14 protein-coding genes are annotated in these 13,525 nt (G+C 70.4%); 6 read left to right on the top strand and 8 right to left on the bottom strand.

Going from position 1 to position 13,525, the window contains the following annotated elements:
• Positions 1-107 precede the first annotated feature (107 nt).
• From ABT053_RS10485 to rpmH, 8 genes are all read right to left on the bottom strand, one after another.
• Complete coding sequence (locus tag ABT053_RS10485) at positions 108-1,091, bottom strand: ParB/RepB/Spo0J family partition protein (protein WP_350968647.1); 984 nt, start codon at positions 1,089-1,091, stop codon at positions 108-110.
• A gap of 71 nt (positions 1,092-1,162) precedes the next feature.
• Positions 1,163-2,089 carry a ParA family protein gene (locus ABT053_RS10480; protein ID WP_350968646.1) on the bottom strand — a complete coding sequence of 309 codons (927 nt, stop codon included), beginning with the start codon at positions 2,087-2,089 and terminating at the stop codon, positions 1,163-1,165.
• Between the two features lie 195 nt (positions 2,090-2,284).
• Complete coding sequence (rsmG, locus tag ABT053_RS10475) at positions 2,285-2,980, bottom strand: 16S rRNA (guanine(527)-N(7))-methyltransferase RsmG (RefSeq protein WP_350968645.1); 696 nt, start codon at positions 2,978-2,980, stop codon at positions 2,285-2,287.
• 234 nt (positions 2,981-3,214) lie between these two features.
• Positions 3,215-3,718: a Jag family protein gene (locus tag ABT053_RS10470; RefSeq protein ID WP_350968643.1), complete on the bottom strand. Its 504-nt coding sequence runs from the start codon at positions 3,716-3,718 to the stop codon at positions 3,215-3,217.
• Between the two features lie 35 nt (positions 3,719-3,753).
• Positions 3,754-4,704, bottom strand: coding sequence for a membrane protein insertase YidC (gene yidC / locus ABT053_RS10465; protein ID WP_350968642.1), 951 nt, complete (start codon positions 4,702-4,704; stop codon positions 3,754-3,756).
• Between the two features lie 4 nt (positions 4,705-4,708).
• The gene (yidD, locus tag ABT053_RS10460; protein WP_425582575.1) at positions 4,709-4,990 is read right to left on the bottom strand and encodes a membrane protein insertion efficiency factor YidD; all 282 of its coding nucleotides are present in this window, start codon (positions 4,988-4,990) and stop codon (positions 4,709-4,711) included.
• Positions 4,987-5,361, bottom strand: a complete 375-nt coding sequence (rnpA, locus tag ABT053_RS10455; RefSeq protein WP_350968641.1) for a ribonuclease P protein component — start codon at positions 5,359-5,361, stop codon at positions 4,987-4,989. Before rnpA ends, yidD begins: the two co-directional genes overlap by 4 nt.
• Before the next feature lie 109 nt (positions 5,362-5,470).
• Entirely contained in the window at positions 5,471-5,608 is a 138-nt protein-coding gene (rpmH, locus tag ABT053_RS10450; RefSeq protein WP_329088117.1) for a 50S ribosomal protein L34, read from the bottom strand.
• A gap of 531 nt (positions 5,609-6,139) precedes the next feature.
• On the opposite strand from rpmH, the gene dnaA reads away from it, so the two are divergent.
• The 6 genes from dnaA (at position 6,140) to ABT053_RS10420 (ending at position 13,479) form a co-directional block, all read left to right on the top strand.
• Positions 6,140-7,882 (top strand): chromosomal replication initiator protein DnaA, encoded by a 1,743-nt coding sequence (gene dnaA, locus ABT053_RS10445; protein ID WP_350968640.1) that lies wholly within the window; start codon positions 6,140-6,142, stop codon positions 7,880-7,882.
• A gap of 575 nt (positions 7,883-8,457) precedes the next feature.
• Positions 8,458-9,597 carry a DNA polymerase III subunit beta gene (dnaN, locus tag ABT053_RS10440; protein ID WP_350968638.1) on the top strand — a complete coding sequence of 380 codons (1,140 nt, stop codon included), beginning with the start codon at positions 8,458-8,460 and terminating at the stop codon, positions 9,595-9,597.
• The gene (locus ABT053_RS10435; protein ID WP_350968637.1) at positions 9,597-10,586 is read left to right on the top strand and encodes a 3-keto-5-aminohexanoate cleavage protein; all 990 of its coding nucleotides are present in this window, start codon (positions 9,597-9,599) and stop codon (positions 10,584-10,586) included. The genes dnaN and ABT053_RS10435 overlap by 1 nt, the downstream gene beginning before the upstream one ends.
• 32 nt (positions 10,587-10,618) lie before the next feature.
• The gene (gene gnd / locus ABT053_RS10430) at positions 10,619-11,563 is read left to right on the top strand and encodes a phosphogluconate dehydrogenase (NAD(+)-dependent, decarboxylating) (protein WP_350968636.1); all 945 of its coding nucleotides are present in this window, start codon (positions 10,619-10,621) and stop codon (positions 11,561-11,563) included.
• 103 nt (positions 11,564-11,666) lie between these two features.
• Positions 11,667-12,842 carry a DNA replication/repair protein RecF gene (gene recF / locus ABT053_RS10425; RefSeq protein ID WP_350968635.1) on the top strand — a complete coding sequence of 392 codons (1,176 nt, stop codon included), beginning with the start codon at positions 11,667-11,669 and terminating at the stop codon, positions 12,840-12,842.
• Entirely contained in the window at positions 12,832-13,479 is a 648-nt protein-coding gene (locus ABT053_RS10420) for a DciA family protein (RefSeq protein ID WP_350968634.1), read from the top strand. Before recF ends, ABT053_RS10420 begins: the two co-directional genes overlap by 11 nt.
• The last annotated feature ends 46 nt before the right edge of the window (positions 13,480-13,525 follow it).

The following is a 13,525-nucleotide window of genomic DNA, read 5'->3' as shown; positions in this document are numbered from 1 at the left end:
GGGGTCGTCCCGGAAGGCAGCCATCCCGGAAGGGGCCTCGGGGAAGATTCACCGGCCCGGTGAGTGCGCCACGGGATCGCTCTCCCGGGCCTCCGGAGCCGGTGTGATCATCCTTCCATCGCCTGCAGCGAGCCCGGAGCCATCGTGCCGATGATGCGCTCCAGATCGTCGATGGTCGCGAACTCCACCACGATGCGTCCCTTGCGACGGCCGAAGTCGACCTTCACCCGGGTCTCGAAGCGGTCGGAGAGACGGTCGGCCAGCTGCCGGAGGGCGGGCTCCTCGTCGGGCTTCGCCCGGGGGGCGCGCGGAGCCGGGGCCGCGTCCGGGGCGGCCTTGGCGTCGCCCACGGCGACGATCTCCTCGACCGCGCGGACCGAGAGCAGCTCGGCCGCGATCCGGCCGGCCAGATGCTCCTGGGCGGCGGGATCCTCCAGGCGGAGCAGTGCCCTGGCGTGGCCCGCGCTGATCGTCCCGGCCGCGACCCTGCGCTGCACCGAGGGAGGCAGCTTCAGCAGGCGCACCGTGTTGGTCACGTGCGAGCGGGACCGGCCGATCCGGGTGGCGAGCTGCTCGTGGGTCGCGCCGAAGTCGCTGAGCAGCTGCTGGTAGGCCGCCGCCTCCTCCAGGGCGTTGAGCTGCTCGCGCTGGAGGTTCTCGATGAGCGCGTCCAGCAGGAGCTTGTCCTCCTGGGTCTCCCGCACGATCGCGGGGATCTCGGAGAGCCCGGCGAGCCGGGAGGCGCGCAGGCGGCGCTCACCCATGATCAGCTCGTAGAGTCCCCCGCCCGTGGCGCGCACCACGATCGGCTGGAGCAGGCCGACCTCGCCGATCGAGACGGCCAGCTCCTTCAGGGCCTCGTCGTCGAAGATGTCGCGGGGCTGACGCGGGTTGGGCGCGATGTCGTCGACGGGGATCTCGAGGAAGTAGGCGCCCGCGACCGGCTGGGGGCCGGGCTGTTCCGGCACCACCACCGGCTCGGGGGCGACCATGGTCACGGTCATCGACACGGGCGGCTCCGTGACGACGGCCGGACCCGTCGGGATGAGCGCTCCCAGCCCCCTGCCCAGCCCTCTCGGCTGCTTACTCACTGCCCCTCCCGAGACTCAAGGTGTCGCCCTCACTGACATGCCCGTGGCCGAGGCCGCGGGGTTCCCGGTGCTCATACGGCCGCACCGCGGTAAGCGATCTCGCGGGCGGCGTCCATGTACGCCATCGCACCGCTGGAGCCCGGATCGTACGTCATGACCGACTGACCGTAGCTTGGAGCCTCGGAGACACGCACGCTCCGGGGGATCAGCGTGCTCAGCACCGTCGCGCCGAAGTGGGAGCGGACCTCGTCGGCGACCTGCGAGGCGAGGCGGGTGCGCCCGTCGTACATCGTCATGAGGATGGTGGAGAGGTCGAGCGTGGGGTTCAGGTGGGCGCGGACCAGGTCCACGTTCCTCAGCAGCTGGCCGAGACCCTCCAGCGCGTAGTACTCGCACTGGATGGGGATGAGCAGCTCGTTCGCGGCCATCAGCGCGTTCACCGTGAGGAGGCCGAGCGAGGGAGGGCAGTCGATGAGGATGTAGTCGAACTCGACGGCGGCGTACGCGGCCAGCGCGCGCTGCAGGCGGGCCTCGCGGGCGACCATGGAGACCAGCTCGATCTCGGCGCCGGCCAGGTCGATCGTGGCGGGAGCGCAGTAGAGGCCCGGCATGTCCGGGACCTCCTTCACGACCTCCGCGAGCGGCAGGTCCTCCACGAGCACCTTGTACATGTCCGGCACGTCGCCGCGGTGCTCGACGGCGAGGGCCGTCGAGGCGTTCCCCTGGGGGTCGAGGTCGACCACGAGCACCCGCTGGCCGTGCATGGACAGCGCCGCCGCCAGGTTGACCGACGTGGTGGTCTTGCCGACGCCGCCCTTCTGGTTGGCGACGGTGAAGATCCGGGTCTTGGCGGGACGGGGCCAGTCGCCGTCCCGGACCCCGGCGGAACCTCCGGGAGCGGCGGCGGTCTTCTGGGCCGATGTTTCACGTGAAACCACTGAGCTGAGTGCCTCTCGTACCAGCGGCGAGTCGCCGGGATTAAGGGGGGTCTGGGTCACGGTCGTCTTCCTTTCAACCGGCCTGACTACGGCACCGGGTGCCGGTGCCGGCCAGCCCAGACCGGAAAGGCGTCCATGGGGCAAAATGGCGGGAACCTCGGGCCAGCCGAGACCGCTCCTCGCGCTGGCGATCGCACTCGAACGGTCGTTCACTGGCCTCGTACTCGCTTTGCTCGGTTTATCCGGTGCCTCGCGCTATCTGCCTCGCGAGGCACGATCCTTCCGGCGAGAGGCCTTCCGCGCTCCCTCGGGAGCCCGACCGGCGACCACCCGGATGAGAGTTGCGGGCGGCTCGACCTTACCGTGCCCGACCGATGTAAGCTCCGCGGTTTGTACCCCACTCGCCCGCAATTGCGGCTCGGCGTCCGCCAATTCCTCCGCGGCGCGCTCACCCTTCATCGCCAGCAGCTCGCCCCCCTCGCGCAGCAGGGGCAGCGACCATTTCAGCAGGCGGTCGAGCGGCGCCACCGCGCGGGCGGAGGCGACGTCGAACTCCCGCCTGCCCGCGAACTCCTCGGCCCGGCCGCGCAGCACCTCGACGTTGCCGAGTTTCAGCGACTCCACGCACTCCTCCAGGAACACCGTCCGGCGAAGGAGCGGCTCCAGGAGGGTGACGGTGATGTCGGGCCGTACGATCGCCAGGACCAGGCCCGGCAGGCCGGCACCGGACCCGATGTCGACCAGGCGCACGTCGGCGGGCACGGCCTCGGCGATCACCGCGCAGTTGAGCAGGTGGCGGTCCCAGATGCGCGGCACCTCCCGCGGGCCGAGCAGCCCGCGCACCACCCCGGGACCGGCCAGCAGCTCCGCGAAGGCCTCCGCTCTGGCCCAGGCGTCGCCGGTGAACACCTCGCGCGCGACCTCGGGCGGTTCGGGGATCTGGTCACTCACTCGATGCTCACTCTTCCCTCGGAATATCGGGGTCAGGCCGATCTCAAGGCTAACGGCCCGCCTCCGCGCCGTCGTACGGCACGGGGTGGCGGCGGGGCCGCAGGACGCCGGGACACGAAAGATCACGGAGACGGGCCGCAGGACAGGCCACCGGAGCGGGACACGAAAAAGGCCGCCGTCCCCGGGAGCCGGGGACGGCGGCCTGCGGTCGGCTCACGCCGCCGCGGGGAGGTACTAAACGGGAAGGACCACCACGAAGCGACGGGGCTCCTCGCCCTCGGACTCGCTCCGCAGGCCCGCCGCGGCGACGGCGTCATGCACGATCTTCCGCTCGAACGGGGTCATCGGCTGCAGCGACTTGGGCTCGCCGTTCCGCTTGACGTCCGCCGCGATCTTGGTGCCGAGCTCGCTCAGCTCGCTCCGGCGCCGGTCGCGGTAGCCGCCGATGTCGAGCATCAGGCGCGACCGCTCGCCCGTCTGACGGTGGACCGCCAGGCGGGTCAGCTCCTGGATGGCCTCCAGCACCTCGCCGTTGGGGCCGACCAGGTCGCCGCCCTTGATATCGACGACCGACACCACGGCGCGATCACCCTCGACATCCATGTCGATGTCACCGTCGATGTCGGCGATGTCGAGCAGACCCTCGACGTAGTCCGCCGCGATCTCGCCTTCCTGCTCCAGGGCTGCGAGATCGGGAGCCGCCTTCGCGGGCTCCTTCTCGGCCTCGGCCTCGGTCACGTCCGGCCACTCCTTCGTGCTGTCGGGATGAGACGTCAGGACTTCTTGCTACCGGTCCGCTTGCTGCGGGGCTGGCGGGTGGGCTGCTGCCGGATGACCTTGGCCTCCGGCACGGGCGGCGCCTCGGGCTCGGGGGCGGTCTTCTTGACCTTGCTCAGCAGGCTCGGCTTGGGCTCGGGAGTCGTGATGTTGCCCTTGGCGTCGACCACCGGGGAGGGGTTGCGGCTGTAGAACCAGTGCTGCTGGCCGAGGGTCCAGAGGTTCGTGGTGACCCAGTAGAGGATCAGGCCGAGGGGGAAGTTCAGCGAGAAGACGGCGAACAGCGGCGAGACGTACATCAGGATCTTCTGCTGCTGCGCCATCGGGTTGTCCGGCATCTGGGCCATCGAGCGGGTCACGCTCTGCCGGACGGTGAGGAAGGTCGTCAGCGAGCTGACCGCCACGAAGATGGCGAGCACGACCTTGGTGACGATCGGGTCGGCGCCGAGCTTGACGATGTCGGCCGAGTCGGTGAAGAAGGTCGCCGGGATCGGCGCGCCGAAGATGTGGGCCGCTCGGGCGCTGTCCATCATCTGCTGGGTCATGCCGAACTTGGGCACCGGGCTGTTCGCCATGGCCTGCAGCACGGTGAACATCGAGATGAAGATCGGGAACTGCGCCAGGATCGGGAGGCAGCCACCCAGCGGGTTGGCCCCCTGCCCCTGGTACAGCGCCATGACCTCCTGGTTCATCCGCTGCTTGTCGTTCTTGTAGCGCTTTCTGATCTCCTGGACCTTGGGCGCCAGCTCCTGCATCTTCTTCGACGAGCGCATCTGCTTGAGGAAGAGCGGAAAGATCAGCAGCCGCATCAGCACGGTGAGCGTGATGATGGTCAGCGCCCAGTTGAGCCCGCTGTCCTTCGGGATGAAGGTGCTGTAGCCCTGGTGAATCCAGGTGATTACATGGGCGACGGCTGTGTATAGCCAGTTCAGCCAGGACAGCTCCACCGAGCTAGCTCCCTTGCGTTTCGTCGGACCGGCCCGGGCGCGGGGGCACCGGGTCAAAGCCTCCGGGATGGAATGGGTGGCAACGCCCGATTCTCCGGATCGTCAACCATGTGCCGCGCAGCGCGCCGTGAACGGCCACGGCTTCGAGGCCGTAGGCACTGCACGAGGGGTGGAAGCGGCAACGGGGACCCAGCAGAGGGCTCACGAAGGACCGGTAGAACCGGATCGGAGCCATCAGGATCCTGGCAGCCGGAGAAATTCCAGCGGTCTGCTGCGCCGTCATCATCGCCCATCCATGCGAGCCCCGGGGGGCTCCAGCCGCCTGAGTAAACGATCCAGCGCGACGTCGAGTTCGGCGGCTATGCGCTCGCTTCGCGCGGACGCGGCCGGTGGATTGGCGCGTACCACCAGCAGGCTACCTCTCGGAAGCCGGTCGAGACGGTCTCGCATGAGGTGTCTCAACTGACGTTTAACCCGATTTCTGATGACCGCGCCTCCTACGGCACGGCTCACCACGAATCCGACCAGGGGGGGAGTGTCCCTGTCAGAGCGCATGCCAAGGTGCGCGACCAGGGTGGGGCGGCCTGCTCGGCTTCCCCTTCTGACCGCGCCGGCGAACTCGTCGCCCCGGCGCATGCGGGACCCGGACGGCAGCACGAGAGATCTTGGCGACCCTGGGCAGGTACGGCCGTCGCCCGCCGACAGCGATGCCGGCGGGCGACGGGCGCCACTGCCTAGGCCCGGCGAACCGGGCGCAACGGATGCGTCAGGCGGAGATCTCGGCGCGGCCCTTGCGACGGCGAGCGGCAAGGATGGCGCGGCCGGCGCGGGTGCGCATGCGGAGCCGGAAGCCGTGGGTCTTCGCACGACGGCGGTTGTTCGGCTGGAAAGTACGCTTGCTCACGAGTGGGCTCCAGGCTCAAGACGCATCCCCAGCACATGGGGACGCTCGACAGTGGCTGGCTTACCGGATGCGGGGCATGCGAAATAGCCGCCGCGTGGCAAGCCGACCGTCGTACGTTACGGGTCAGACGTGTCCCAGGTCAAACCGGAAGGGTTCCCCGAGCACGCCCTGACAGGTTATCCACGTTTCCACAGGCACGTTATCCACCGGCGCCTCGCCGTCCACAGGATGTGCGCCCCGTCCCTCCCGTACGCCACTAGGCTGTGGACAACGTCTTGTACACAGCTGTGGACAGGGCTACTGTCGGCCCTTCCAGACCCTCTCTCCGCTGCGAGGACGCGTCGGACCGCAGGTAACGGGCTGTGCACAGCCTGTGGATTCGATGTGGATTTCGTATGGCGCCCACGAAGGGGCCACGGGACTCCCGGCATGTGGACAACGACGAGATCCGGTGCGCCCGGCGGCCACCATTGTGGATAAACAGATCGCGGTAGGCCAGCGGGGCCGCGTCGGGAGGAGGGGAGCCGGACCATGGACGGAACGGACCTCAGCGCGGTCTGGGCGAGGGCCCTGGAGAACTCGCTGAACGAGAACGTCCCGTCCCAGCAGCGGGTCTGGCTCAACATGACCCGGCCCTTCGGCCTGATGAACGACACCGTGGTGCTCGCCGCACCCACGGATTTCGCCAGGGATGTCCTGGAGAACAAGCTTCGTCCGCTCATCAGCCAGGCGCTCTCCCAGGAGTTCGGCCGCCCGATGCGGGTGGCGGTCATGGTCGACCCCAGCGCGGCGGGCCCCGAGTCCGGGCTCACCCCCCGCCAGGACGCTTATCCCCAGGCCCAGCCGCCGGGTTATGCACAGGCCGGCGGGGGCCAGCAGGGTTATGCACAGCCCGCTCCGCCCCAGCACCACGGGGGTTCCGGGCTCCAGCACCCCTATCCGGGGGGCAACCAGCCCGCACAGCCGTCCACCGACTATCCACAGGCGCAGCCGTTCTCCTACCCGTACCAGCAGGGCGAGGAGTCTCCCCAGTCGTACCTCCCCGCGGAGCCCTCGCAGGCGCCCGCGCAGGGGGAGCAGAGCCCCGGGTACGGCCGCGGATACACCCCGCAGCCGTCACCGCCGCGGCCCGAGCCCGACTCCTTCGACCGAGGCGCTCCCGCCGTGCCCGCCGCGGGCGGCGCCGGTGGCGTGCAGAACAGGTGGGACGGCCGCGGCAGCCGGACGCAGGGGGAGCCGGCCCGGCTGAACCCGAAGTACACCTTCGACACCTTCGTGATCGGCTCCAGCAACCGGTTCGCCCACGCGGCGGCGGTCGCGGTGGCCGAGGCGCCCGCGAAGGCGTACAACCCGCTGTTCATCTACGGTGACTCGGGCCTGGGGAAGACCCACCTGCTGCACGCGATCGGCCACTACGCGCAGAGCCTGTACGACGGCGCGCGGGTGAGATACGTGAGCTCGGAGGAGTTCACCAACGACTTCATCAACTCCATCCGCGACCACAAGGCCGACAACTTCCGGGGCCGCTACCGGGCGGTGGACATCCTGCTGGTGGACGACATCCAGTTCCTGGAGGGCAAGGAGCAGACGCAGGAGGAGTTCTTCCACACCTTCAACACGCTGCACAACTCCAACAAGCAGATCGTCATCTCCAGCGACCGGGCGCCGAAACAGCTGGTCACGCTGGAGGACCGGCTGCGCAACCGGTTCGAGTGGGGCCTGATCACCGACGTCCAGCCGCCCGAGCTGGAGACCCGGATCGCGATCCTGCGCAAGAAGGCGATCCAGGAGGGCCTGGCCGCGCCGCCCGAGGTGCTTGAGTACATCGCGAGCCGCATCTCGACCAACATCCGCGAGCTGGAGGGCGCCCTGATCAGGGTGACCGCGTTCGCGAGCCTGAACCGGCAGTCGGTGGACCTGCAGCTCACCGAGGTCGTGCTCAAGGACCTGATCACCGAGGACGCGGGGTCGGAGATAACGGTCGCCACGATCATGGCGTCCACCGCCGCCTACTTCGGGCTGTCGATCGACGACCTGTGCGGCGGGTCGCGCTCGCGGGTGCTGGTGACCGCCCGCCAGATCGCCATGTATCTGTGCCGGGAGCTGACCGACATGTCGCTGCCGAAGATCGGCCAGCAGTTCGGCGGCCGCGACCACACCACGGTGATGCACGCCGACCGCAAGATCCGCTCGCTGATGGCCGAGCGACGCTCGATATACAACCAGGTCAACGAGCTGACGACCCGGATCAAGCAGCAGTCCCGCAACGGATGATGAGGTTTTTCACCCCGTGATGCACAGGCTGTGGAAAACCTTGTGGATCAACGGTTCGCGAGGGCCCGGGAGGCTCCGGAGGGCCGAACCATGATCATCCGGAAACCCGCTGGTCCGAACAGCATTCGGAGCATGTGGACAACCCTGGGGAGAACTTGGGGACAACCTGGGGACAACTCGTGGATAACCTGGGGACGCCCTGTGGGGAGAGTTTTCCACAAGGACAAAACGACCTCCTACCCCGTGGATAACCTGGGGAAACCTCGTGGAAAACTTGGGGACAGAGAGCCCCGAATCTGGGGACGGCCTGTGTGTACTCCGAGGTTCTCCCCAGCCCCAAGAGTTGTCCACAGTCTCCACCCACAGCCCCGGTGGATGAAAAAACAGCACTTGACCTGCGGAAACAATGGCTTTCCACAGTATCCACAGCCCCTAATACGAAGGCCACTTGTATCTCTAACCAGGAAACCCAAGAGCCATAAGAGGGGTTCCGAGGGAGCGCAGGTGCGCGACAGTGAACACTTGAACCCCAGGCACCGAGCGGATGGCGCTCGACACACAGGAGGCGGATCCACGTGATGTTCCGGGTCGACCGAGACGTGCTCGCTGAGGCGGTCGCATGGACGGCGCGCAGCCTGCCCGCGCGTCCCTCCGTGCCGGTGCTGGCCGGCATGCGTCTTGAGGTCACGGAGAGCGGGCAGCTCAAGCTCTCGGGCTTCGACTACGAGGTCTCCGCCGAGGTGACCCTTGAGCTGCAGACGGGCGAGGCGGGCGTGGTGCTCGTCTCCGGCAGGCTTCTGGCCGAGATCACCAGGGCGCTTCCCGCGCAGCCTGTGGATTTCGTGGTGGAGGGCGCCAAGGCGGTCGTCACCTGTGGCAGCGCCCGGTTCACCCTTCTCACCATGCCTGTGGAGGACTACCCCTCCCTGCCGACCATGCCCCCCGCCGCCGGCCGGGTGGGCAGCGACGTGTTCGCGTCGGCCGTCGGCCAGGTCGCCGTGGCGGCGGGCAAGGACGACACCCTGCCCATGCTCACCGGCGTGCGCGTGGAGATCGAGGGCGACACGGTCACGCTCGCGGCGACCGACCGCTACCGCCTCGCCGTGCGCGAGCTGAAGTGGCAGCCGGGCCAGCCCGACTTCTCGGCGATCGCGATGATCCCGGGCCGGACCCTCGCCGACACGGCCAAGGCCCTGGGCGGCACCGGCGCCGAGGTCGAGATCGCGATGAGCTCCGCGGGCGGCACCGGCGAGGGCATGATCGGCTTCTCCAGCGCGGGGCGCCGCACCACCACCCGGCTGCTCGACCCCGAGTTCCCCAAGTACCGCTCGCTGCTGCCGACGGAGTTCTCCGCCCGCGCGGAGCTGCCGACGGCCGCCTTCGTCGAGGCCGTCAAGCGCGTGGCCCTGGTCGCCGAGCGCAACACGCCCGTACGGCTGGCCTTCCGCGGCGACGAGGTCGTCCTGGAGGCGGGCAGCGGCGACGAGGCGCAGGCGGTCGAGGTGCTCCCCGTCGAGTTCGAGGGCGACGACATCAACATCGCCTTCAACCACCAGTTCCTGCTGGAGGGGCTCGGCGCGATCGACTCCGACGTGGCCCGCCTGCAGATGACCACGTCCACCAAGCCCGCCATCCTCACCGGAGGCAAGCCCGCGGACGACGGCGGTGTCCCCGACTACCGCTACCTGATCATGCCCATCCGCCTGTCCAGCTGATGACGGCCCCGCGACGGCCCGGCGCGGCGGATCCCCCGGCGAGTCTCCCGGCGGATCCCGCGACGGGCCGCGAAGGCGATCTCACGCCAGGCGCGGCGACCGGCACTCCACGGGCAGGCTCGGGGACCGGCCCTCCTGCGGCGGGCGCGGCGACCGGTTCTTCCGGGGCGGGCGCGGCGACCGGCCGCGAAGGCGATCTCGCGGCGGAGACGGTTGTCCACAGGGCCTCCAAAACGCGCGGCGAGGCCGCGCGGGGGCCGACGTGGCTCAAGGCGTGCCTGAACGGCGCCAGGCGGCCCGGCGAGCACCCGGCCGTCCCCCTGACCCCCCTGGAGCTCGCTGAGGCGGCCCGTGGGGCGCGTGGGGCGGGTGCGGACGCCGTTCACATACATCCGCGCGACGAGGCGGGCAGCGAGTCGCTCAGCGCCGTCCACATCGGGGCGGCCGTACGCGCCGTGCGTGAGGCCTGCCCCGGCCTTCCCGTCGGGGTGAGCACAGGGCTGTGGATAACCGGCCGGGACGTGGACGCGCGGCGCGAGGCCGTCCGCGGCTGGGCCGCGCTCTCCCCCGGTGAGCTGCCGGACTTCGCGTCGGTCAACCTCTCCGAGCCCGGCTTCGAGGCCCTGTGGCATGATCTGCGACGGCTCGGCGTGGGGGTGGAGGCCGGGGTCTGGTCCGTGGAGGACGCCGACGCGCTCGCCGCGACCGGCCTCGAATGCGCGAGGGTGCTCGTCGAGATCATCGGCGGCCCCGCCGGCACCGCCCTCTCCCGGGCGCGGGCCGTCCTGGACCGTCTCGCCGAGCTCGGCGTCCCCGGCCCGAGACTGCTCCACGGCGAAGGGGACCCGGCCTGGATTCTCCTGGACGAGGCGGGGCAGTCTGGACTCGCCACGCGCATCGGCCTGGAGGACGTCCTCCACAGCCCTGTGGGTGACCCTGTCGGCGGGAACGCCGAGCTGGTAAGGCTTGCGCGGGCACGCCTGGCGTAGGTGAATGATGAAACCCTGAAGGGGGTGCTCGTATGCAGATCGGCATGGTCGGGCTGGGCAAGATGGGCGGCAACATGGCCGAGCGCCTGCGCCGCGGAGGCCACGACGTCGTCGGTTACGACCGCGATCCCGCGGTCAGTGACGTCTCCGGCCTGGAGGAGCTCGTGGAGCGGCTCCAGGCGCCGCGCACCGTGTGGGTGATGGTGCCCTCCGGCGACCCGACCCGGGCGACGGTCAAGGCGCTCGGCGACCTGCTGTCACCCGGCGACATCCTCGTCGACGGCGGCAACTCGCACTACGTCGACGACCAGAAGCACGGCGCCGAGCTCGCCGCCAAGGACATCGGCTTCGTCGACTGCGGCGTGAGCGGCGGCGTCTGGGGATTGCAGAACGGCTACGCGCTCATGGTCGGCGGCGAGAAGGCCGACGTCGAGCGGGTGATGCCGATCTTCGAGACCCTCAAGCCCGAGGGGGAGGACGGTTTCGTCCACGCCGGCACGGTCGGCGCCGGCCACTTCGCCAAGATGGTCCACAACGGCATCGAGTACGGCATGATGCAGGCCTTCGCCGAGGGCTGGGAGCTCCTGGAGGCCTCCGACATCGTGACCGACGTGGCCGGGTCCTTCAAGAGCTGGCGGCAGGGCACGGTGATCCGCTCCTGGCTGCTCGACCTGATGGTCCGCGCGCTCGACGAGGACCCGTCCCTGGCGGAGCTGGAGGGCTACGCCCAGGACTCGGGCGAGGGCCGCTGGGCGGTGCAGGCCGCCGTCGAGCACGCGGTCCCGCTGCCGGTCATCACCGCCGCCCTGTACGCCAGGTTCGCCTCCCGCCAGGAGGACTCGCCGGCGATGAAGGTCGTCGCGGCCCTGCGCAACCAGTTCGGCGGCCACGCGGTCACCTCCAAGGCGGGCGCCGCCGAGAAGGGCGCCGACTCCCCCGGCGCCGACGTCACGCCCCCGGTCGAGACGGCCGGATAGCCCGCCGCTCCGCTGCGGCTCGCGCCATACCTTTTCCACAGGGCGCGAGCCGTACGGACGCCGGAGGCCCCGGTGACGGACGGGGCCGACTAATCTTCCTGGGGTGCATGTCGCCCATCTCTCCCTGACCGACTTCCGGTCCTACGAAACCGTCGATCTCGGCATGGAGCCGGGGGTCACGGCCTTCGTCGGGCCCAACGGCATGGGAAAGACCAACCTGGTCGAGGCGCTGGGTTACGTGGCGACGCAGGCCAGCCACCGGGTCGCCACCGACGCGCCGCTGGTCAGGCAGGGCGCGGCGCGGGCGATCGTCCGCTCGTCGGTGGTGCGCGACGACCGGCGCGCGCTGGTCGAGCTGGAGATCAACCCGGGCAGGGCCAACCGGGCCAGGCTGAACCGCTCGCCCGTCTCCCGTCCCCGCGACGTCGTCGGCCTGCTGCGCACGGTGCTGTTCGCCCCCGAGGACCTCGCGATGGTCAAGGGCGACCCCTCCGAGCGGCGCCGGTTCCTCGACGACCTCCTAGTGGCCAGGACGCCCAGGTTCGCGGGGGTGCGCGCCGACTACGACCGGGTCCTCAAGCAGCGCGGCGCCCTGCTGCGCACCGCCGCGCAGGCCCGGCGGGGCCGGGGCAGGAGCCCCCGGAGGGCCGAGAGCGAGGCCGCGTTCGCCGAGGCGGGGGCGGGAGACCCGCTGAGCACCCTGGAGGTCTGGGACGCCCACCTGGCCACGCACGGCGCCGAGCTGCTCGCGGCCAGGCTGGAGCTGGTCGAGACGCTGCGCCCGCTGGTCGCCGCCTCGTACGCCGCCCTCGCGCCCGACTCCGCCCCCGCCGGGCTGGAGTACCGGGGCACCCTGCCCCCGGACGCCGGGACCGACCGCGCGGAGCTGGCGAAGCGGCTGCGGGCCTGCCTGCTGGAGGTCCGCGCCTCCGAGCTCGAACGGGGCGTGACCCTCGTCGGGCCGCACCGCGACGACCTGTTCCTCGGCCTGGGCGAGCTGCCCGCGCGCGGCTACGCCAGCCACGGCGAGTCGTGGTCGTTCGCGCTGGCGCTGAGGCTGGCCGCCTACGACCTGCTCAGGGCCGACGGCGGCGACCCGGTCCTGATCCTGGACGACGTCTTCGCCGAGCTCGACAACAAACGCAGGCGCCGCCTGGCCGAGATGGTCGCCCCGGCGGAGCAGGTGCTGATCACCGCCGCGGTCCCCGACGACGTGCCGGGGGAGCTGGCCGGGAGCCGCTTCGACGTGACCGAGGGGGGCGTGGCCCGTGTCCGATGACGGCGGGGAGGGCACCGGAGGCCCGGTGCCGGGGCCTCGGGGCCCGGAGCCGAAACGGCGCGGCACCGCGCCGGGCGACGCGGGCGGTACGGGTGATACGAGTGATACGGCCGGTACGGACGCGGACGGAGCGGCCGCCGGTTCCGCGAGGAGCGCGGCCGCCAAGGGGGCCGCGATGGCCAGGGAGAAGCTGGCCCAGGCCAAGTCGGACGCCGCCAGGCGGGGGCAGCTCCCCCGCCGCGAGCCGCGCCGCAAGGCGTCGGGGGCGCGCAGGGACTCCGGCGACCCCCAGCTCTTCGGCCGGGCCATCGCCGACCTGCTGTCCGACCGGGGCTGGGAGCAGCCCGCCGCGATCGGCGGGGTTTTCGGTCGCTGGCACGAGATCGTCGGCGCCGACATGGCGGCCCACACCAAGCCGGAGACCTTCGCCGAGGGGGAGGTCGTGGTGATCGCCGACTCCACCGCCTGGGCCACCCAGGTGCGCCTGCTCGCGAGGACGCTCGTCAGGAGGTTGAATGAGGAGCTCGGGGACGGAACGGTGCAAAAGGTAAAAGTTCGCGGACCGCAGAACGGCCCTCGCTCCAGCGGCGGCCTGCGCGTCACCGGAAGCCGCGGTCCGGGCGACACCTACGGCTGAACCGGGGCTCGAAAACGGATCAGTGGCCCTTCTGGCGCGGCGAACC

The sequence above is a fragment of the Streptosporangium sp. NPDC002524 genome (assembly GCF_040295985.1).
Lineage (GTDB): Bacteria > Actinomycetota > Actinomycetes > Streptosporangiales > Streptosporangiaceae > Streptosporangium.
The sequence above is the reverse complement of the archived record's forward strand: the minus strand, read 5'-3'. Positions and strand labels throughout refer to the sequence as shown.